Raw genomic sequence first — 21,142 nt, 5'->3', positions numbered from 1 at the left:
GACCCTGTGTTGATTACCACATTCTTTATGGTGTACAATGTACACCGTAAAGGTGGCATAAGGATTTTAATTAGTGAGCCATGCTATTGAGTTTGTCGAAACCTCGATCTTTACAAGACAGATCAAGGAACTTGCAACAGATGACGAACTAAAGGATTTGCAAGCAGAGCTTATTGCTCAGCCGGATAAAGGCGATATTATCAAAGGTACAGGTGGCCTACGAAAGGTTAGAATGGCTGTAGGCAACAAAGGGAAGAGTGGCAGTATACGAGTGCTCTATGTTCTTGCTCTGGCCGATAAAATTTACCTGGTACTCGCTTATCCAAAAGCAGTTAAAGATAGCCTAACTGCGGAAGAAAAGGCCAAATTAAAACTAATCGTTCAATCACTTAAAGGAGAGAGCAAATGAGTATATTTAACGAACTTCAAGCCTCCCTTGAAGAAGCGGTAGAAATTCATCATGGTCTCAAAAAGCCCGCTCGAGTAACTCGTTATGAAGTTGCCGACGTTAAGTCAATCCGTGAAGATTTGCTTAAAGTGACACAGGCCGAATTTGCTGCCACGATGGGGGTCAGTGTAGACACTGTTAAAAGTTGGGAAGGTAAGCGCCGCAATCCTGCGGGATTAGCAGCTAAAGTGCTCGCCACGATTCAGCAAGATCCTAAAATCTACGCAGCCCTTGCTGCTCACTAAAATTATTCAAAGGCCCTTCTTGGGCCTTTGAATTCCCCCTATCTGAATCATTACGCGCATCACGTTGGCATTTTGCGCGAGTTTCGGGCTCACGCGCTTTGATCCAAACTCGTGTCAGGCCGAACAGTTCTGGCATGTTTATGCCCCAAAGTTTGCTAGCACTCGTTTAGTGAATCGAAAACTGACGAACGAGTTGCCCTACAAAATCTCATCTATTTGCCTAATGTTTGGCTCTACCGTAAAGCGACTAACAATGTATGGGTATACAGTCGTATTTAAAATTAGATGCTTTTGAGTGTTTTTAACCTCATTTGTTTGCGCGTTTTTCCTGCCTAAAATAAATAAAACAATTTAAAATCAAGTTGATACACTTCCATCAAGTTAGTTAATAGGTTTGGAAAACGCGCATGCGCGTTTTTCAGGTTGGTATATTTGATTAAAAGCTGATAAGTTCTTTTCAATACAACTAGTTAACTATGCGCGTTTTTACTGGTCTAATGAGGTAAACGCCATGCGCACTAATAAAACGTTGAACTAAGCCGCTGCGCGGAGCCAAATGCTGACTCAATCGAGTGTATTAGCCTCATAGAATCAGTTAGACTTAAAAAAGATGTGATGGAACACCATAATGACAAGGGAATTTCAATGAAACAGGTACATACCAAGCCATATTTCCAGTTCAAAATTGCTCTACAACCCAGAGCCAGCATCAAAAAAAGCAAATTCTTATAGCATAAAGCGTACCAATTAACCTGGACTCGGCATCGGCCAAGTCCAACAAGCGGTTTGTGCCATGCAAACAGCGCAACGCGCAAATACTAAAATGTTAGCTTGCAAAAAGGAGTAGTTGCAATCGTGGATAGAATAACAACAGTCAAAGAGCTTCTAGAGCTAGCTGAAAAATTACCATCGGACGACTGGGTTGGCGGTTGGTTTTATCGCGGGCAAGCAGATGTATCGTGGGAGCTAATACCCAAAGCTTTTCGTGCTCCATACGAAAAAGACTTTGAACATAAATATAAAATGTGGATAAAACAGGCAGCTCGCTTTGAAGAGTTAAATTTTGAAAATGAATTTGAGTGCATGGCAATCGCTCAACACCATGGTTTCCCCACTAAATTCTTGGATTGGTCTTCAAATATTTTAGTCGCGGCATTTTTTGCCTGTTCAGATCAATTAAATAAAGATGCTAGATTAACAGCGTATTTTCCAACTTGGTATGTAACGGATCCAGAAATAAAAGAATTTAAAGACTATGACAATGTCGTTGCCTACCAACCTCCACCGATAGCTGACCGAATTCGAGCGCAACTTGGAAACTTTACATACCATCCTACTGATGATGCGGTAATCAAAAATAGTATTTTCCCTCCGACTAAGCAAGATACTCTCCATGAGTGGATTATTCCTGCCAAATACAAAACAACTATTTTAAAATCACTAGACAGACTTGGTGTGAACTTCAAGAATATTTACCCTGACATTGATGGTTTGTCTAAACACTTTTGTCTTATGGATGAAGTAAACAATGCAAGCTAACAAGAGACTTAAACGGACAAAAAAAACAGTGGGTTACGTTTGTGAATGAATTTGGCGAACTATTATATTATCAGAGTAATATTGTTAGATAAAATATGAGTAAGGAAGTGTAAATGGGTAAGTTAACCGTCCGAAATGTTGTTAATAAAGTGTTGGATTTTGAACTTTGTAAAGTAAAAAAATACGTATTTTTTTCAGTTGTCGTCATTAGTTTGTATAGTCTTTTTGTAGTTACTTTAACGCTAAAGCCTGACTTCGATGAATATATGAGTAACAGACAAATATCCTTAGATATTGAAAATAATCAAAAAAGAATTAATGCAGCGAAAGGTTGTGAGGAATCTGTAATATCAAATGGTATTAAACAGAATACGCTGAAATACCATATTGAATTACATACATGTTATTACGATAGTCAAGGGGTTGAAATTTCGCCTAAACATATAGAGTATCTAAAAAAGCAATGGTCTAAAAATCCCAATGATATTCGGATGTATCTTGACATTTAATGCTCGATTCAGTTTAAGTCTCACGTCATAAACACAAACCTAATGGGTAACCGGAGGTGTCTAACCCCCAGCACCCACACCACCCTGCATGCGGCTCCGCACAGGGCGGTTCATTTAGAACACCTAACCTAGACTTTCTGGTTGGCTTCTTGTTTCGAGAGTGAACTGCGATCCATCAATCTCTTAGTGAACATAAACCTGCTTTCTTAAGGTAATCATTACTAATTATAATGCGATTTGTAGGTTTTAGAGTCTAAGATCTAACTCATTTTTGTCCAAAAGTGAGTTTGAAAATGATCAAACTTAATTATGAGAAACTGAAATTCGTCCTCAGATAAATTATCAAACAATAGCGGTATTACCGTTCATGACACCCATAATTTTTATCAAACTTTATTATGGTCGTACAACTAGAGCGTTAGGGCCGGCCATTGCCCTGCTACATTTACGCTCTTATTCTGCTCTATTTTTTAGTGACACCGTAATCGTTCATCATTCGAGCCATTGCGCTTTCTTCTGCTAAAATATCCTTACCGTAGCGCAAGACCATAAGCGGCGTTGACCAGCGCCCCGCTTGTTGGACCTGTGGAAACGAATATCCCTGAGCAAGCAAATCTTGAGCCGCCCCTACTCGGGCAGAGTGACCAGACCACGCTCGATACCCTGCATCCATTAACTCGTGACCGGCTAACGTAAAAGCAGCACCAAATACGCGGTCAACGATGCGCGTATCCAACGGGGTTGGCCTGATCGTAATCTCGCTCTTACGACCGATAGGCTGAAAGAGGTAATCATCATGTTTGAGCAAAGCCGCTTTCGACATGTAACGATTGACAGCTTCCCAACACCCTCTTGAAATAATCACGATGTCAGCCTCACCTGTTCGATTCGTTTTCGTGTAAGACACTGACAACGAAAACCTACCCGTGGCCGTTCGCTTAATGTCCCTCACTTTGATACGCAATAACTCCGATTCACGCAGCATCGTTTCATAAGCCACGTTTAACATTGCAGCATTACGAAGATCTAACAGCTTATCGCTCTGGCCCCACTGAGCACTAATAGTTTGCAAGTCGGTGAGCCTAAACGGGGTGGCTTGTACGGCTTCTAAATCGCCCTGTTCAAGCTTAGTCAATTTAAGAGTATTAAGCGCCCCTTTCACTGTTTGACTATGGATAGGGGACGGTAAACCACACTCCGTATGAAGCATATTGATAGCCCAACAGTATTGCGTAAGCGTAGTGTAAGAATTGTCAGACTTTGACAGAAGAAATGCGGCCACAGAGCCCGGCGATGATGGCAAGGGGGTTAACTTCTCTGTAAGACACCAACTTTTATAAGTGTTCCACCGGCTATTAAACGCCGTCCAAGTATTCTTAGGCTTAGTTTTTAAACCTATATCGAAAAAGTGCTCAACTAGGCGTTGCGTGATCTGGGTGATCCGCTTTTTATGGGTGTCAGTCAGGTCAATATGCGGCAAGGCTAATAGCGCCCGTAGCTCATCAACAAGCCGTTGGTGATCATCCTTGAGCGAGTCAGCTATTGAAATAGGTTCAACAGGTGACACTACCGCTAGAGCTGATTCAATCGTTGCTGTCGTTGTTATCAATCTCACCGATAGTCTCCCGTTCTACACCGAATGATGGATGTTCGTCTTTATAGAAGCTCAACAGTTCATCTATAGCCGCATCGACTGAATTGGCACCAATTGCCTCTTTAAACTCGGTCAATCTATCATGCTGGTACTTACTAATAATCGGTCTCGTTGATTTCCTATCCCGCTCTATCTGCGATATACGCCTCCTAACTTGCTTCCAACCATGATCGGAAAAAATGGCATTTAGACACACATTGCAAGAGTGTAGGGCCTGCGGGTCAATTTTAGCTTGTGTTTTAGCCCCTGCGATTTCACGCATTAGCTGTCTATAATTAACGCTCAAGTCCGGTGAGTCATTTAGAAATGCGCGAGTGAACCAATCAGAGCGTTCGATGTGATTCACAGAGCCACAAACCAAGCGGTTAAGTAGTTCGCGAATCTGTTCATCGAATACTTCTTGGGCCGATAATAGGCGTAAAGTACGGCCTTTGGGTCGTGAATTAGCCGTTGCAGGGAGTGAATGATACGTCCAAGCAGGTGCTATTATTGCACCCAATGGCTGCGCTGAGTTGTTATTCATTTTGTAGTAGTGTCACCATACTAATATAAGTGCATTTAGTATAGTGACACACTTAATTAAGGTCAAATAAAACTATGTCGGGATATCCTATCTCGTCAACCCTTGATTATCTGGAACCAACATCGTAACAGAGAGGGGTTAACGAGGGAGTTTCTTTCGCCCCTACGCGGCCATCAATAAATTTTGTGAATCGAAACTCAACGCTAATGAGTGCTTAAAACTCTTAGCCACTTCCTCGCGTTCAGATGGCTTAATTTGCATTTCTGCCTCTGCCTCTGCTGCATTTCGTACCCAACCAAATAGCCGTCCAGCAACAACGTTCATTTTTAGTGCCAGCTTAGGATTCATTTTGATGTGTAAATTACCGTTTAAAAAAGCTCGAACAGTAAATAAAATCTCACTTGAACCGTCAGCCTTTAAATACCGGTAATCATGGGCCTTATTAGAAGCCCAATGATGCTCCCGCGTTCTAGGTGTAGAAAGAGTATTGAACCCAAGGTTAGAAGAAATAGTTAGAAAATCATCTAAAAAATACTCCGCGCTTTTTGATAATCTTGAACCGTAGTAAGAGTCAAAGCCGCCTTTGTTCTCTAGGACACAGCGGTAATCAAGTTTGAAGTGAGTAATCTCACCTTCTTCAATACCGCGGCGATATGACCATTTATCATATTTCCAAGTGCGCTCATTTGACACATAGTTAACGCAGTTCGCCGCTTGTGCTACCGACTGATAGAAATCTTTAAATTGCTCATCTTGCACTGCATCAGCATTTTTAATGGCCCATTCTGCGATTGCGTATGCGTTTTGCGCGGTAAAATCCACAGATACTTGTGCCTCAAGCAATTCCAATAATCTTTTCCTGCGATCAGATGTCATACGTGAAGTGATAGGCTCGAACTTGCCAAATAATTCCTTCCAAAACAGGCTTTTTTGAGCCTTTATTTTTAGCCGCAAACCTTCTAAAACTGCCTCTTTCGATATTTCAAGCTCACGCAGCAATCCTTGATCTATTAATGATAAGTTTTGATAGGTCTGGCACAGTGACGCCAACTTTGCGTCATAAATAGACTGCATCGCTTGAACCATATCCGCACCTGGGACAAGAGCGTTAATCTGCTCTTTTGTAGATTTTTTTTGCGACTCAGAATTGATGCCGTGTTTAGCCATGTAATCTGTCGCGGCCAAATCTAGGTCAAAGTTTTTATCAAACCATGCAACGAATGGATCAATATATTTTCTATCTCTGAGTGAGTGAGCCAGTTGCACACGAATAATATCGACAGGAACTGAATGGCGCGTTAAGCGGTCACAATCCGCGTCAAAGTTGAACGTACCTATGACCTCAAATTGAGCCATCCTTGTTTTAAGGGCGCTTGCAATGGCGTCACTATCAGACCATCGTTTCGGTAAAACTAGATAGCAATATGAAGCGTTTGCTTCCTCAATAATTCGTGTAGCCCACGCTTCAAATTCTGAGTAAATAGGATTGCAAAAGATCACATCCACAGGCTTATCTACCAGTGTTTGCATGTTGAAGTCGGTGCCAATGACAAAAATATTTTTATCTAAATTACGACAATGCACCAAACTTTTTTCGATACCGTAAAGTGAACTAAATGGTTTAACCATTTGATCATCATAACGACTGATAGGCAGAGGGACATTGAGCGCAGCCAATACCCGTCCATCACCACAGCCTATATCGAGCAACGAATTTACATTACCAGATTTAGCAATAGGAATGAGGTCTTGACGAATGACATTAAAAATATGTTCCGATGTTGGATACCATTCATGATCTTCGTCAGCCATTTTTAACTCGATAACACGCTTGGCCGTGGCAAAACGCTCAAGGTTGTTTATCTCTGCCAATCCAGTGTTCATAGTCATAATTTGCTCTCTAAATGCTGTGTAATTTCATTGGATCGACTATCTCATAAAATATAATTCTGGCAAATTTACGATATTAAAGAGGTGTCACCATACTAAATTATGACTATTTAGTGCGTAAACATACTAAAAACCACAGATAGACTCGCACGAAAGGTCAGAAAATGGGCGAATGTACTTATTGATATGGTGTCACCTTACTAATATTGATTCAGGGCAATGCCCCTGCGTGGTCTAAATAATCATTAGTAAGGTGACGCTATACTAATATGCTTTTAGTCTACTTCAATCATGTCCGATAAGTGTAATTATCGGACATGATTAATTAAAGTGCGAAAAATGGAGGGGCTACACCCGAAGCGGAAGATACCTTAGAGTTCTAGGGGTTCGTTCCTAATTCAAATTAAATAGCATTATGATTAAAACAGATCTATAGTGGACGCGCCAAATGTAAGATTTAAGCTATCGTTTTTCAGTCATTGGTATGAATATTGATTTTTTAAGACCGTTTTTTTGCTTTATCACCGGCTATCAAGCCCAAATCTTAACTAAAAGGTGTTTTTTTATGGCTCAATTCAGGATTTCATACGCTTACTACACGCTAGATGCGAAAGGAAAGAGGGGCGGCGGAACTTCGACTCAATCTACGGTCGAAGCGACTTCCGATGTAGCTGCCATGTCTATCATACAAAGTAGGCATATTGGTAAAGATATTGAGTGGAGAAAGATCGTAGAAATAAAGAAAAATGTAAAGGAAAGTTAGTCTATTTATTATTCCCTGTTGTGAATAAATAAAAAGAGCTGATTTTATCAGCTCTTTTTCGTTTTTATACGTGTTACTTAAATCGGCATTCAAAACTTAAATGTTAAGCACTGACATTTATTCTTTTTTAGATATCGCCTTTACCGTGAAACTACCAGCAGATTTTCGCGTATTCACTACTCCGCACGAGTTGCAGCTATAGCTTTCATTCTCCCACCCTAGGCCAAAGGGGTTGGTTTCAACGAGAATATACTTGTTGTTGCATTTATGGCATATTTCAATTTCACTTTTTTGATTCATATATATACCTATTTTTTAGATGTGAAATTTGAAATTACTATATTTTTTAAAAATATCAGGCTAGAGGTAAATTGTTAATTGGAGATAAATACTCCATGTAAAAATCGTTCAAATGTCACTAACTGACATTTATATTCGTGTATGACTGGATTTATAAACTAATAAAAATTAAATCACTAATTTAAATAATTTCATTCATCAACTTGTAGTTAAGCGTTAATCGAAACCATTGATATGGTGTCCGTAAATTCGCTTGATTTAGTCGCAAATGTAATTATAATAATTACACAAATTCATGAGCGGTTAATTTAAATGTGAAAAAAAATACACTAGATAATAATCAGATAATAGATAGGCTTCTAATACTCCATGAGCTAGATAGTGATACCAAACTTGCTGCACATTATGGTGTGGAACGTCAACAAATTAGGCAATTTAGAAACGCTACACGAGTGGGTTTGACGCAGAAAATTTTTACAGAATTACTAATTCCGCACAATGGAAGGGAACCCAAGTGAGTCAATGGAGCAGCTTTTTATATGATGGAGTTAGTTTTGATCTTTCGCATCTAAACTCAGTTAAATTTCAATATATTCGAGCCGCAACTGAACACAAACCAGAAAGACGAATCACTTTTTTTATGACGTTTTCAGACCACTGCTTTACAGAGCATTATGGTGAAAATGAAAGTTGGGTCTATCAAGATCCTCGCTCGAATGGTGAGCGTTATTTCTGTAAATTTAGATATGAACTGTCCAAGCATTTACCTGATTTAATTAAAAGTTTATTACAAACTAACGCCTATCTACTATTAACATTTAACAAGCATCGCGAGCAATTTTTCTATCTTGAAAATGAATATTATGGCGAGACTTACAGAGTGTTTTTTGAAATATCAGCGCCTAAGACTAACCATGCCGATCTACGGCTTGATGTGAAATCGGCTTATAGCGAGAACACTTGGGCTAGTCCAGTCGCGGGAAGTGAACGATATAGAATTTGGCGTGTAATTGATGCACGGCTAGATGGTATAACTCTGCCAACCAAAAGAAAGCGATAAAAAAAGCGACCTATTGGTCGCTTTTTCTATTTTAATGGAGGTGGAGGTCTTTGGTTATCGCGGCGCGGCCTGCGACCCGTTAAGGGTAGACGCTAACGTACTCTAATGAGTCCCACTAATCGCTAGTGACTCTAGTGTATGCAAATATGCTGGAGTAGTCAACTGCTCACCCGAATGCGAGATCTTAGCTCTTGGGGGGATACCTAGGGCCGTAATACTTACAACGATGAGGGTAACGTACTAAATCCATTTAAGCGAAGCCTGCACAGATTCAGGCACTGACATAGCAGTACAGTCTAGTAGAGTTTCAAGTGATATCGGCTTTAAAAATCTCTTGTCAGCCCATGAGTGTCCGCATTCAGATTCAGCCCACATTAATGCCTGGCTAAGTGAATGAAATTGACGCTTACCTGTGTATCCTAATCGACTATCAATCGTCACCCCTACAAAGCAACCTCTTAGTCTTGGGGGGATTTTTTCTATGAAGTTGACTAGCGGTGATTTAACTTTTGAACAACGCTTGCGTTCTACCATTGGTGCTAAAGGATTTTTAAAATTAAAACGTGACATTCTGCCCTCCTGATTATTGAGTTCAGGTTCTCACAAAACATAAATAGCGCAAATTTTGGATCTATTATCAATTTTAAAAGCATATACTAGACATTATTGACAGGTATGGTTTGAGGTGTAGACTAGACAAATATGACAGGTAAAGCGATTACTCTATTTCAAAAGTTAGCAAATGCTAAAGGTTGGAACTTCGAAGATATTGGAAAGCGATGGGGGCTTTCAGAGCGTCAAATGTCTCGTGTTGCCAAGGCTGCAAAGCAGCGAGATTTAGATGCGTTAAATGGGCTTCCAGATAAAATAAACCGGATGAATGATGACTAGGAATCAAGCATGTTAACTGAAAAAGATGAAGCTACATTGATTAATCAACCAAATGCGTTATTAGCCGATTATCATGCCAGAGTGATGATTCGTGATGCGTCAGACGCGATCTGCTCTTTCTATGAAGTTAATGCGAATAAAATCAATGGTGAAGTCGTTGTGGTTCGCTCTAAAGATGATGAATCTAAGGCTGCTAATGCAAGAAATACCTGCGATAAAGTGTTGTTTGTATTTAGTGATCAATATTGGTTAACAAGTTATTTTTCGGGCGTAAGCCAAAATATACCTTTATCTAAATCTCTTATTAAAAGAGCTTTGATGATGAACAAAGTGGCCTAGGTTTAATGGTTAGTTAACATTGCTAATTTGAGGGGGGGACCGTGGGATTATTTGATAGTGAAATCATTATTTTTGAAGGTAAAGAATACATTTTATCAAAAATTATGTTCAACAAAATTAATAAGTTAGCCGACTTGTTTTATCAGGACTTGGGTTACATTTCTCGTCATAAATTTAATTACTACGAATCACCACACCCGACTGAACGCGCAATGTTTAAGATGGCGTTAAGGGCGTTAGTGTTTACCAAGAAAATTAAACCTAGTGCTGATGCGAGCTAAGGGGCGTGATGAGTGCATTGCTCATCATAACCACTGAACTCGAAAGCAATAATCATGGAAAATTTAAAATGTTAGATGCTAATAGAATTGGAAATAATATTGTATGCCCTAATTGTGGTCATACATTTACGATTGTAAACCACGTTGTCCCTGCGCCGAAAGGTAGTGGTGGGTGTAAAGCATTTGCAACTTGCCCGATTTGTAATTATGAAAGTTGCGCTAATCGGGATTCATATAATAATGAACCAAATTCATCAAACTTGGATATGTCTAAATACTAAAAGGTATTGCTTTATTTACTGGCTCAGGTGGAGCTAAAGGCTGCGTAGTTTGCTTAAATAAATAGTTGGATACTGACATTCAGATATGTCAGCATTGCAGCGAATCCTCTTTCTACTCGTAAGCATGATGGAATACGTATGAAAATTGAAGTAGGTGTATATGGGCCAAATGGTCATTGTCATACCAAGAACATTACTTGGTATGCATTTTCTGCGGTAGTGGTCATTTTCTCAGCGTTAATATAGGGGTCCGCTTGGAAAACGGAAAATATCCTACGTTAAGGCCGTTTCTTAAGCAGACATGACAGGCAGCTCTGAGCGAAAAGCAGAAATTTCTCTCCGCATCATAGTACTCATGCGAAAGTATGCTTTGCTTGATAGAGCGGACATTAACGCCTGAAGTTGGACGGACTTTTAACCGCAAAATGGCATGTGTCTCAACCACAGTGTCCAGCATCCATTCGTCGAGTTGATTGTCACTCGGATCGTGCTTCTCAGTAAGGCAAGCTAACTTTTTACTACAACAATCATCTTCAAAGCGATCTGCTTCTATTGATTTCCGTAGATCACGCAATTAAGTTGGATTGACAATGTTAGGGGGCGCTAATTTGTCCTTGCTCTGTAGATTAAATATGACTATTCATATCGACATAAGCTCAATGCAACTTGAAAGTTTTGCTTTTTGAGCTTAGATTGATATTTTTAATAAGTTTCTAATTTACTGGTTGGCTCAACTTGTTTTAAAAACACGGCGCGCTGGTGCGACTGTTTCATAATGAGCGAGTCCTACAGGCAAATCAGTTGCTGGATTGTTTCTGAATTTGATTTTGGTTTTCCATCTAAATTATCGGCCCTACCCTTTTTATATCAATCGGAGCCTCCTGAGCATTAAATGAAGTCACTTATCTCTGTTCCCAAATTTTCATTACGCAGTTGGTTAATGTCATTATGGCTACCGTTAGGGTTATTATGGCTACCGTTAGGGTTATTAGTTATTGGCTACTTTGTGGCAACATCCATGGTAGATCAGCAACAACAAACCCAAGCAAAGCGAATTAGTGATGCGGTTACTGTCAGGTTAAATCTAATTGCAGAAGGGGTTCAGGAAAAGGTCACGCTGTATCAATATGGTTTGCGCGGCACCCGTGGTGCAGTAATGTCGGTATCCCCTGAGCATTTTGATTACAACGATATGCAGGTCTATACGCAAGTGCGAGACTATAAAAGGGAGTTTCCAGGGGCTCATGGTTTTGGTTTAATCATCAAAGTTGAACCAAACCAAACTGCGGCATTTCTAGACCGGATGGCTGCCGAGCGACCAAGCTACAACTTCCAAATCAGGCAGCTTACGCCACACCAAGATAGCCTTTTTGTGATCACCTATATTGAACCTGAGCAAAACAACCGAGAGGCCGTGGGGGTTGATATTGGTTCCGAAGCAATGCGCCGCAAGGCAGCATTAGATGCGGCGTTCAATAACGATGTGAGGTTAACAGCGCCCATTACCTTAGTACAAGCAAATGAGCGAGCTCAACAGGGTTTTTTAATGTTAATGCCGGTATATAAAACAACAACCGTGCCACAAGATAGTCGGCAACGGCTTGAACATTTATTTGGCTGGAGTTACGCCCCAATCCTGATTAACTACGTCCTTAATTCAGTTGCTGGTCTGGAAAACGATGTCTTTCTGCAAATCAGTGACATTACCGAACAAACGCCAATCGAGTTCTTCAGCCAAGAAGTGAAAGACACTTACGACGCTGCTCTACAACATAAATTAAATCTCTCTGTATTTGGCCGCCAATGGCAGCTGTCGCTTACGCCAACCAATCGCTTTATTAATGAACTGCAACTGCGCTCTGGCACCAGCTTATTTTTTGAAGTAATGGCAGTCAGTACCATCCTGGCCTTTGGCGTGTATCTACTGCAACTTATGTTAATGCGCAGAAGTCAGTTAATCCGTCATAAGCAGGAGCTGGCAAGTATTGCAGAGCAAACTTTACTAAAAGCGAATGCTGAGCTTGAACAGCAGGTCGCACTGCGAACGGCGGAGATTTCACGTGTTAATATCTTGCAGCGCAGTATTCTTAGCAGCGCGGGCTACGCAATTATCGCTACCGATGAAGAAGGCATTATTACGGCCTTTAATCCAGCAGCAGAAAAACTCTTAGGCTATCGCGCAGAGGAGGTCCTTTTCCAACAAACCCCGTCTATTTTTCATCTGCCCGCAGAAGTGGAGCACCATGCCGCTAAGCTGACCACTGAGCTCGGTAGCAACATCGCGGTCGGTTTTGAAACCCTTGTAGCGAAAGCGCGTCTGGGGCAAACGGATAATGTGCGCTGGACCTACCTGACAAAAACCGGTGAACAGGTGCAAGTAAAACTAAATCGCAGTGCACTAAAAGATGAGCAAGGTCAGCTAGCAGGCTTTCTTGGTATCGCGTTTGATTTAACTAAACAACTTAAATACGAAGCGGAACTGGCACAAGCAAAAGAACAAGCTGAGTCTGCTAATAAAGCAAAATCTGAGTTTTTGGCAAATATGAGCCACGAGATCCGCACGCCGATGAATGGAGTTCTGGGATTATTACAATTGGTAGCCAACAGCACGCTGGATCAACGCCAGGCCGACTATATAGAAAAAGCCTATAGTGCAGCTAAGTCTTTGCTTACCTTGTTAAATGATATTCTGGATTTCTCAAAAATTGAAGCCGGTAAGTTGGAGCTAGACCCGCATCCATTTAGTTTGACGGATTTGCTGCAGGATATCGGCCTTGTTTTTTCATCTAGTGCAGAGCAAAAAGGATTGGAAGTGCTATACGATGTCACAGCGGATGTGCCTGAGCATTTGTTAGGTGATAGTTTCCGTATTAAACAAGTCCTGATAAATCTGGTCGGCAATGCCATAAAATTTACTGATAAGGGTGAAATACTCATCTCAATTAGGTCTCAATCACTGCCAGAGGGCGAGATTAACTTGTCTTTCAGTATTAAAGATACTGGGATCGGTATCACGCTGGAGCAACAGAACGCTCTTTTTTCCGGTTTTCAACAAGCAGATTCTTCAATAAGTCGTCGCTATGGCGGGACAGGTTTAGGTTTAGCCATCAGTAAGCGCTTGGTGAATTTGATGGGTGGTGAAATCGGCGTAGAGAGTGAATTTGGTTGTGGAAGTACCTTTAGCTTTAACGTCGTCGTACGCAATGCGGAGAAGAGGGCGATCCAAAACTCTCAAACGTTTACTCGTAGTAATGAAAAGTTGAGCGTGTTGATTGTCGATGACAACGACAGTGCGCGAATAATTTTACAAGGTATTGCGGTCTCGTTGGGATGGCAGGCAAAGATTGCGTCCGATGCGCAAGAGGCGTCACTATTAGTCAAGCAAGCCCACCGCGATAGTACTCGCTATGATGTCGTTTTCGTAGACTGGCGTATGCCGGGTAAAGATGGCCTAACCTTCGCTCGCGAGCTACGGGAATTGCATAGTAGCGTGGTTTCACTGATTGTAATGATTACCGCTCATGGAAAAGAACTGCTCGATGAGCAAAATAACGATTATGAGCGCTATCTGGATGGATTTTTAATTAAACCTGTTACAAAAAATATGATGTTACAGGCAGTAAAGAGTGTTGTTTTTGGCGATCTCGACCTGTCGCTCCCGACCTCCCCCCTCCCGCACGAGCTGCCATTGCAGGGAATATCCTTACTGCTGGTAGAAGATAATTTGACGAACCAGCTGGTTGCCAGTGAGTTACTGCAGCAACTAGGGGCGACCATCAAAATTGCTAGCAGCGGTGAGGAAGCGTTAGAGATGCTGGAAAGTACGGCAGAGCACTTTGATATGGTACTGATGGACATACAAATGCCGGGAATGGATGGCTATCAAACCACTCGTGAGATTAGAAAGCTACCTAGACATCAGTTGCTGCCGATTATTGCTATTACAGCGCACGCCATGTCTGATGATATAGCCGCTTGCCTGGCAGCAGGTATGCAAGACCACATCGCAAAACCTTTTGATCTTAACGAGTTGACGACCAAAATTCTCAGCCATCATAAAGCAGAAAAAGCACCTCACGTCAAACAAGTTAATAAATCAAACCTGAATTTTGATCAGGCAGCGTTAGCGTTCTGCCAGCAGCATCATATTGAACTCGAAGCTGCTGTTCAGCGCCTTGGTTATTCCCTGACGATTTATGTCAATGTATTAAAGCAATTTGAGCAGGACCTTAGGCAAGCATTACAACAACTAGAGGATAAAACACTTACCCGTCGTAATGCACGATTGTTGTTTCATAGTTTAAAAGGTGCTGCAGGCACACTTGGCTTTAGCAATCTGGCAAAGCTTACTGCCCGCTTGGAAGATGAGCTGCGTGAGCACAGTGATGACGGTTATCAGGTAGATAACAACGTTCTGGATATACTGAAGTTAACTCTTAACACCGCTACAGACTTGGTGAAATTATTACAAGTGGAACAGCAAATAGCTACCGCACAAGCCCCTGTTAGCCGGACGGAACAGGCAGCTCAGTTAATGACGCTAAAGCAACATCTCAATCTTGCCAACATGGCAGCGTTGCCACTTTATCAGCAATTGGCACCGTCACTGCAGGCTCAAACACCTGAACTAAATAAAGAGCTTGAAGAGGCTCTAGTCAACTTGACTTTTGAGCAAGCAGTCGTGATAGTTGATAAAATGTTAAGTCAATTCAAAGAGTAGTTTATATGTCAGTTGACACTATACCAAATGTAGCTATCAGCCAATTCCCTGCAACCATTTTAGTTGTCGATGATCAACCTATTAATATTCAGATTGTCTTTCAGGTTTTAGGCAACGAGTACAATATTCTGATGGCCACAAGCGGCAAACAGGCAATAAAAGTTTGCCACGACAGTCGGCCTGATCTCATTTTGTTAGATGTAGTAATGCCTGAGCAGGATGGATTAGAAACATGCAGGCAATTAAAAGCCGATAAACAACTGGCAGATATCCCGGTCATATTCGTCACAGGCTTGCAGCATGAAACGGATGAAGATGCCTGCTGGGATGCAGGTGGCGTCGATTTTATTCAAAAGCCATTTAATACAAATACATTACGTAACCGGGTAAAGGCTCACTTAGCCCTGAAAAGACAAGCTGACTTACTGCGTTCTCTCGCTTATCTGGATGGGTTAACCGGTATTTATAACCGCCGCTATTTTGATAACGTTTTATCAATCCAACTTGCCCAACATAGACGTAAACTGAGTCCTCTTGCAGTATTGATGATTGATATCGACTACTTTAAGAAATATAACGATACGTTTGGCCACTTAGCAGGAGATGATGCTTTACGTAAAGTGGCCAGTGCCCTAAAGCATAACGGGCGACAGGCTGACACGGTCGCCCGCTATGGAGGTGAAGAATTTGTAGTGTTGCTAGCCGATACCGATATAAATGGCGCAGTAACCGTGGCAAAAAAGATGCTGCATCATGTATTGGAATTAGATATCGCACACCCCCAAACTCCCGCCACCAAACTGAGCATCAGTGTTGGCATTGCCGTCGCCGATGAAGCGAAAGGCTACGATAGTAATATTATAGAACTGGCAGACCAGCAGCTGTATTTAAGTAAACAACGTGGTCGTAATACCTATTCGGTTGTACTAGCGTGAGGTCTGGCAAACCTATTACCAAAAAATTACTATCTATGAGTGATTAATTTTAAACTCTGTTGTTACCATGATTTTTACAGCATAATATTGAAACCGGCCAAGATAATTTACACAGAATACTGGGACCATAACCCGCTGCGCTGCTCATCGCCCTTACACTAACGTTCTGCTAACGACTAATAGCGGACTTTAATACCTGCACATTGTAATATCCGCTTCTGGCACTGAGCAGACTGTCAACGCTGGAATCTTGGGTCTGGGATTATTGCTTACCTGCCTTTACCCGAAGAATTGTTTGCCGGGTGGTATTAAACTCCCGGGCAATGGCGCTGATACTGACCCCGGTGTTAATGCGTTCAATCACAGAAAGTTGCTGTTCTTCATTCAGTGTGGAAGGACGGCCAAACCGCTTTCCTGCCGCTTTTGCCCTCGCAATACCTGAATGTGTGCGCTCAAGCAACAGATCCCGCTCAAATTCCGCCACCGCTGAAATAACCTGCATAGTCATTCTCCCGGCAGCACTTGTCAGATCAACACCTCCGAGCGCAAGGCAGTGAACTCGAATATCTGACGCAGCCAGTTGCTCAACTGTTTTTCTTATATCCATGGCATTACGCCCAAGACGGTCCAGCTTGGTGACAATCAGCACGTCGCCATTTTCCATGCGATCAAGCAGTCGGGTGAAGCCTGGTCGTTCACCGGCGGCAACCGAACCGCTGATATGTTCTTCAATCAGTCGCTGGGGCCGGACGGTAAAACCGGCAGCCTCGATTTCTCTGCTCTGATTTTCGGTGGTCTGATCCAGGGTAGAGACCCGGCAGTAAGCAAAAACACGTGACATAGTGATATTTTATGTACGAAATGGATGTACGAATCATAACGCATGTACGAAATGAATTTCACTTACTTTCGGACAGATTTGCAGAGTAGTGTACGAAACCGACCGGTTTCGGTCACTGATAACCAATAACATATGGAAACTATACGCGAGGAAAGCATTTATGCCACGGCGACAGATACTGAGCAGTGAAGAGCAGGAGCGCTTGCTGGTTATTCCAGATGATGAAATTATTCTGACCCGAATGTGTTTTCTGAATGAACATGATATTGCACTCATTAATAAACACCGACGGCCAGCAAATCGCCTGGGCTTTGCTGTATTACTCTGTTATCTGCGCGGACCTGGATTTATTCCGGACAAAAGTAATATCCCTCACAGTGGCGTCATATCCAGAATCGCTTCCCGGCTGAAGCTTCAGCCTGGTCTATGGCCGGAATATGCCTCAAGAGAGCAAACTCGCTGGGAACATCTGACTGAACTTTATCGCTACCTGAAATTATCCCCGTTCAGTCGGTCACTGCAAAAAGACTGTATCCGGCATCTTCACCCCTATGCCATGCGTACTGACAAAGGATTTATGCTGGCGGAAGAAATGCTCAGCTGGCTACATAACAATAATGTTATTTTCCCTTTTGTTGATGTGATAGAACGGACGCTTGCCGAAGTCGTCACGCTCGCTGACAGAGCCGTGTTTTCGGCACTTACTGCGCAACTGGAAAAGCAGCATGAATCAGCACTCGACAGCCTGCTCATATCAGAGGGTGAACAACCTTCCCGTCTGGCATGGCTACTTCAGCCTCCCGGTAAAATAAACGGTAAAAACGTGCTGCAACATATCGACCGGCTTAATTCCATCGCTGCGCTGGAATTGCCTGATGGTATTGCGCTTTCCGTTCACCAGAACAGGTTACTTAAACTGGCGCGTGAGGGCCGGAAAATGAGCAGCAGAGATTTAGCAAAATTCACCAATGTCAGACGTTACGCTACGCTGGTTTGTGTCATTCAGGAAGCGCGGGCCACACTGACTGATGAGGTTATCGAACTGCACGAACGTATTCTGGGCAGTCTGTTCAGCAGGGCAAAACGCACTCAGGCCGAGCGGCTCCAGCAAACGGGAAAGCTGATTCAGAGTAAACTGAAGCAATACGTTACCGTCGGGCAGGCCTTACTTAACGCCAGAGAGTCTGGGGAAGATCCCTGGGCCGCAATAGAAGACGTGCTTCCCTGGCAGGAATTCATCAACAGCGTGGAAGAGACGCGGTTCCTGTCACGTAAGGACAACTTCGATCCGTTGCATCTGATCACAGAAAAATACAGTACGCTGCGTAAATACGCGCCCCGGATGCTGTCAGCGTTGCAGTTCAGGGCTGCTCCCGCTGCAATGCAGCTCGGTGACGCGCTGGATACCGTCAAAGAGATGTATCGAAAGCAACTCCGAAAAGTACCACCTTCCGCACCAATCGGTTTCATCCCGGAAAGCTGGAGAAAAGTTGTGATTACCCCCACCGGCATTGACCGAAAATATTACGAATTTTTCGTGCTGAATGAGCTGAAGGGAGCATTACGTTCTGGCGATATCTGGGTAAAGGGATCACGCCGTTACAGGAATTTCGATGATTATCTGATCCCGTCCGGCGATTTTGAAAAATCACTCAAGGATAACCAGTTACCCCTTGCTGTTCCGGGCGATTGCCATGAATACATTGAGAGCCGTTTGACGCTTCTGGCATCGCGCCTGGAGGAAGTTAATGCAATGGCGCTGGCCGGTGATTTACCCGATGTTGATATATCGGATAAAGGCGTGAAAATTACCCCGCTGGATAATAGTGTTCCTTCAACAGCATCCCCTTTTGGCGATCTGGTTTACGGCATGCTACCTCATCCTAAAATTACTGAAATGCTGGATGAAGTGGACGGCTGGACTGGTTTTACCCGCCATTTCACCCATCTCAAGAACAATCACATCAGACCTAAAGACAGAAAGTTGTTACTGACCACCATTCTTGCCGATGGGATCAACCTTGGGCTGACAAAAATGGCCGAATCCTGTCCGGGAACGACAAAATCGTCACTCGAGGGCATTCAGGCCTGGTACATCAGGGATGAAACCTATTCAGCCGCGCTGGCCGAGTTGGTTAATGCGCAGAAAAAGCGGCCTCTGGCAGCATTCTGGGGCGATGGAACAACGTCATCGTCTGACGGACAGAACTTTCGGGTGGGGAGTCACGGGCGTTATGCGGGTCAGGTCAATCTGAAATACGGTCAGGAGCCAGGCGTGCAAATTTATACACATATTTCGGACCAGTACAGCCCGTTTTACACCAAAGTCATCAGCCGTGTTCGGGATTCAACACACGTACTTGATGGTCTGCTGTATCACGAAACCGATCTGGAAATTACAGAGCATTATACTGACACCGCAGGTTTCACTGAGCATGTTTTCGCGCTAATGCATCTGCTCGGATTCGCTTTTGCGCCAAGGATCCGGGATCTTCATGACAAGCGGCTGTTTATTCATGGGAAAGCTGAGTTGTATCCGGGGCTTCAGTCAATCATCTCCTCAACCAGCCTGAATCTGAAGGAAATTGAAACCCACTGGCATGAGGTACTGCGTCTGGCAAGTTCTATAAAGCAGGGAACGGTAACAGCATCACTGATGATGAAAAAGCTGGCCAGCTATCCTAAACAGAATGGTCTGGCAAAGGCTCTGAGGGAGGTTGGCCGCATAGAAAGGTCATTGTTTATGTTGGACTGGTTCCGGGATCCTTCGCTGCGTCGACGAGTACAGGCTGGGTTGAATAAAGGTGAGGCCCGTAATGCCCTTGCGCGAGCAGTCTTTATGCACCGGCTGGGGGAAATCAGAGATCGGGGACTGGAAAACCAGAGTTACCGGGCAAGTGGGTTGACATTGCTGACTGCGGCGATCTCGCTGTGGAATACGGTCTATATAGAAAGAGCGGTAGATTCATTGAGACGGAAAGGGATCGCGATTAATGAGCAACTGATTACCCATCTGTCACCGCTGGGATGGGAACATATCAACCTGAGCGGGGATTACGTCTGGAGAACAAACCTCAAACTGGGACAGGGTAAATACCGCGCATTACGCTCAGTGAATAGTAGTCTGTACAAAAAACAGGCTTAGCGTAGGATATTTTCCGTTTTCCAAGCGGACCCCATATATGGGGCAATTTTTTATTGGTCTGCCTTAAAAGTTGAACATACCGTTCTAGATTCAATTTTCTTGGATAAACCAATTTCTTTAGATGCTCAACATCTTGCCCCGTGTTACATAGCAAAAGGCGCTTTTATCCAAGATACATCAGAATCAGGTTTCTACGCCGTAAGTAATAACAAGCCTGCTACTATTTCTGAGGGAAAATTTTGTGAGCAAGAGATAATGATCGCAAATATTAGTCTTGATGAGATTAGAACGTTAATTGAAAAAGATATTAAGCAATATGAAATAAAACAGAACGAAAAACAGAAATTAAAAATGGCTATATCGTTTACTAAATCATTAACCTCTGTAGATAGTGAATGATTTAGTAAGAAAAGGCTGCGATGGCAGCCTTTTCTTTAGTTAAATGTTTCAACAAAAAAATACCCGCTTACGGTGCCGATCATGAGTTGTCGCCCCAAATTTACGGCCAGAGCGCATAAGATCCGTTAAGTTTCCTCGAACACACTAGCCCTTACTAACTAATCTCCATTTTACTGTAAAATCCAGCACCATAAAAGCTCATCTTGTGTTGGTCTTTGTGCCCCATTCCATGTTTTGGCTCGTTAGCTCAATCGAACACTGACTAGCGAGTTACCCTACAAAATCTCATCTATTTGCCTAATGTTTGGCTCTGCCGTAAAGCGGCTAACAATGTATGGGTATACAGTCGTATTTAAATTTAGATGCTTTTGAGTTTTTT

17 protein-coding genes are annotated in these 21,142 nt (G+C 42.6%); 12 read left to right on the top strand and 5 right to left on the bottom strand.

Annotated elements, in window-relative coordinates:
- The first annotated feature begins 73 nt into the window (after nucleotides 1–73).
- The 4 genes from L5M11_RS15910 (at nucleotide 74) to L5M11_RS15895 (ending at nucleotide 2,741) form a co-directional block, all read left to right on the top strand.
- Nucleotides 74–409, top strand: a complete 336-nt coding sequence (locus tag L5M11_RS15910; protein ID WP_375164308.1) for a type II toxin-antitoxin system RelE/ParE family toxin — start codon at nucleotides 74–76, stop codon at nucleotides 407–409.
- Entirely contained in the window at nucleotides 406–693 is a 288-nt protein-coding gene (gene nadS / locus L5M11_RS15905) for a NadS family protein (RefSeq protein WP_011074394.1), read from the top strand. Before L5M11_RS15910 ends, nadS begins: the two co-directional genes overlap by 4 nt.
- An 855-nt stretch (nucleotides 694–1,548) precedes the next feature.
- Nucleotides 1,549–2,232: an FRG domain-containing protein gene (locus L5M11_RS15900; protein WP_263192701.1), complete on the top strand. Its 684-nt coding sequence runs from the start codon at nucleotides 1,549–1,551 to the stop codon at nucleotides 2,230–2,232.
- 113 nt (nucleotides 2,233–2,345) lie between these two features.
- Nucleotides 2,346–2,741 (top strand): hypothetical protein, encoded by a 396-nt coding sequence (locus tag L5M11_RS15895; protein WP_263192699.1) that lies wholly within the window; start codon nucleotides 2,346–2,348, stop codon nucleotides 2,739–2,741.
- Nucleotides 2,742–3,204: 463 nt separating this feature from the next.
- Here L5M11_RS15895 and L5M11_RS15890 read toward each other — a convergent pair whose 3' ends face one another.
- The 3 genes from L5M11_RS15890 to L5M11_RS15880 all read right to left on the bottom strand — a co-directional run bounded on the left by L5M11_RS15890 (nucleotide 3,205) and on the right by L5M11_RS15880 (nucleotide 6,808).
- Entirely contained in the window at nucleotides 3,205–4,356 is a 1,152-nt protein-coding gene (locus L5M11_RS15890; protein WP_014620393.1) for a tyrosine-type recombinase/integrase, read from the bottom strand.
- Nucleotides 4,325–4,918, bottom strand: coding sequence for a hypothetical protein (locus L5M11_RS15885; RefSeq protein WP_014620392.1), 594 nt, complete (start codon nucleotides 4,916–4,918; stop codon nucleotides 4,325–4,327). The genes L5M11_RS15890 and L5M11_RS15885 overlap by 32 nt, the downstream gene beginning before the upstream one ends.
- 162 nt (nucleotides 4,919–5,080) lie before the next feature.
- Nucleotides 5,081–6,808 carry a class I SAM-dependent methyltransferase gene (locus L5M11_RS15880; protein WP_263180338.1) on the bottom strand — a complete coding sequence of 576 codons (1,728 nt, stop codon included), beginning with the start codon at nucleotides 6,806–6,808 and terminating at the stop codon, nucleotides 5,081–5,083.
- 1,577 nt (nucleotides 6,809–8,385) lie between these two features.
- Here L5M11_RS15880 and L5M11_RS15875 point away from each other — a divergent pair.
- On the top strand, nucleotides 8,386–8,931 hold the full coding sequence (locus L5M11_RS15875) for a hypothetical protein (RefSeq protein WP_014620388.1): 546 nt from the start codon (nucleotides 8,386–8,388) through the stop codon (nucleotides 8,929–8,931).
- A gap of 240 nt (nucleotides 8,932–9,171) precedes the next feature.
- Here the strand turns inward: L5M11_RS15875 and L5M11_RS15870 are convergent, their stop codons facing one another.
- A complete protein-coding gene (locus L5M11_RS15870; RefSeq protein ID WP_014620387.1) occupies nucleotides 9,172–9,501 on the bottom strand; it encodes a hypothetical protein in 330 nt (109 codons plus the stop codon).
- Nucleotides 9,502–9,633: 132 nt separating this feature from the next.
- Between L5M11_RS15870 and L5M11_RS15865 the strand changes: the two genes are divergently transcribed.
- The 5 genes from L5M11_RS15865 to L5M11_RS15845 all read left to right on the top strand — a co-directional run bounded on the left by L5M11_RS15865 (nucleotide 9,634) and on the right by L5M11_RS15845 (nucleotide 16,378).
- Nucleotides 9,634–9,822 carry a hypothetical protein gene (locus tag L5M11_RS15865; protein WP_041409221.1) on the top strand — a complete coding sequence of 63 codons (189 nt, stop codon included), beginning with the start codon at nucleotides 9,634–9,636 and terminating at the stop codon, nucleotides 9,820–9,822.
- 9 nt (nucleotides 9,823–9,831) lie between these two features.
- Complete coding sequence (locus tag L5M11_RS15860) at nucleotides 9,832–10,161, top strand: hypothetical protein (protein ID WP_014620386.1); 330 nt, start codon at nucleotides 9,832–9,834, stop codon at nucleotides 10,159–10,161.
- Between the two features lie 41 nt (nucleotides 10,162–10,202).
- Nucleotides 10,203–10,442 carry a hypothetical protein gene (locus L5M11_RS15855; RefSeq protein ID WP_263180334.1) on the top strand — a complete coding sequence of 80 codons (240 nt, stop codon included), beginning with the start codon at nucleotides 10,203–10,205 and terminating at the stop codon, nucleotides 10,440–10,442.
- Nucleotides 10,443–11,615: 1,173 nt separating this feature from the next.
- A complete protein-coding gene (locus tag L5M11_RS15850; RefSeq protein ID WP_259567808.1) occupies nucleotides 11,616–15,443 on the top strand; it encodes a response regulator in 3,828 nt (1,275 codons plus the stop codon).
- A gap of 5 nt (nucleotides 15,444–15,448) precedes the next feature.
- Nucleotides 15,449–16,378, top strand: a complete 930-nt coding sequence (locus L5M11_RS15845; RefSeq protein ID WP_107881349.1) for a diguanylate cyclase — start codon at nucleotides 15,449–15,451, stop codon at nucleotides 16,376–16,378.
- A gap of 262 nt (nucleotides 16,379–16,640) precedes the next feature.
- Here L5M11_RS15845 and L5M11_RS15840 read toward each other — a convergent pair whose 3' ends face one another.
- On the bottom strand, nucleotides 16,641–17,219 hold the full coding sequence (locus L5M11_RS15840) for a recombinase family protein (protein WP_086903633.1): 579 nt from the start codon (nucleotides 17,217–17,219) through the stop codon (nucleotides 16,641–16,643).
- A gap of 160 nt (nucleotides 17,220–17,379) precedes the next feature.
- On the opposite strand from L5M11_RS15840, the gene L5M11_RS15835 reads away from it, so the two are divergent.
- On the top strand, nucleotides 17,380–20,364 hold the full coding sequence (locus L5M11_RS15835; protein WP_263192697.1) for a Tn3 family transposase: 2,985 nt from the start codon (nucleotides 17,380–17,382) through the stop codon (nucleotides 20,362–20,364).
- A 99-nt stretch (nucleotides 20,365–20,463) separates the two neighbouring features.
- Nucleotides 20,464–20,763, top strand: a complete 300-nt coding sequence (locus tag L5M11_RS15830) for a hypothetical protein (protein WP_263192695.1) — start codon at nucleotides 20,464–20,466, stop codon at nucleotides 20,761–20,763.
- Nucleotides 20,764–21,142 lie beyond the last annotated feature (379 nt).

This window comes from Shewanella sp. SM87 (genome assembly GCF_025653705.1).
GTDB classification, from domain to species: domain Bacteria; phylum Pseudomonadota; class Gammaproteobacteria; order Enterobacterales; family Shewanellaceae; genus Shewanella; species Shewanella oncorhynchi.
This window is presented reverse-complemented; position numbering and strand designations above follow the sequence as displayed.

What these genes read in the sequence shown, in the direction of transcription:
- L5M11_RS15845 (WP_107881349.1), top strand. Translation starts at nt 15,449, where the DNA reads ATGTCAGTTGACACTATACCAAATGTAGCTATCAGCCAATTCCCTGCA.
- L5M11_RS15835 (WP_263192697.1), top strand. Translation starts at nt 17,380, where the DNA reads ATGCCACGGCGACAGATACTGAGCAGTGAAGAGCAGGAGCGCTTGCTG.
- L5M11_RS15880 (WP_263180338.1), bottom strand. Translation starts at nt 6,808, where the DNA reads ATGACTATGAACACTGGATTGGCAGAGATAAACAACCTTGAGCGTTTT.
- L5M11_RS15885 (WP_014620392.1), bottom strand. Translation starts at nt 4,918, where the DNA reads ATGAATAACAACTCAGCGCAGCCATTGGGTGCAATAATAGCACCTGCT.
- L5M11_RS15895 (WP_263192699.1), top strand. Translation starts at nt 2,346, where the DNA reads ATGGGTAAGTTAACCGTCCGAAATGTTGTTAATAAAGTGTTGGATTTT.
- nadS (WP_011074394.1), top strand. Translation starts at nt 406, where the DNA reads ATGAGTATATTTAACGAACTTCAAGCCTCCCTTGAAGAAGCGGTAGAA.
- L5M11_RS15870 (WP_014620387.1), bottom strand. Translation starts at nt 9,501, where the DNA reads ATGTCACGTTTTAATTTTAAAAATCCTTTAGCACCAATGGTAGAACGC.
- L5M11_RS15860 (WP_014620386.1), top strand. Translation starts at nt 9,832, where the DNA reads ATGTTAACTGAAAAAGATGAAGCTACATTGATTAATCAACCAAATGCG.
- L5M11_RS15850 (WP_259567808.1), top strand. Translation starts at nt 11,616, where the DNA reads ATGAAGTCACTTATCTCTGTTCCCAAATTTTCATTACGCAGTTGGTTA.
- L5M11_RS15865 (WP_041409221.1), top strand. Translation starts at nt 9,634, where the DNA reads ATGACAGGTAAAGCGATTACTCTATTTCAAAAGTTAGCAAATGCTAAA.
- L5M11_RS15840 (WP_086903633.1), bottom strand. Translation starts at nt 17,219, where the DNA reads ATGTCACGTGTTTTTGCTTACTGCCGGGTCTCTACCCTGGATCAGACC.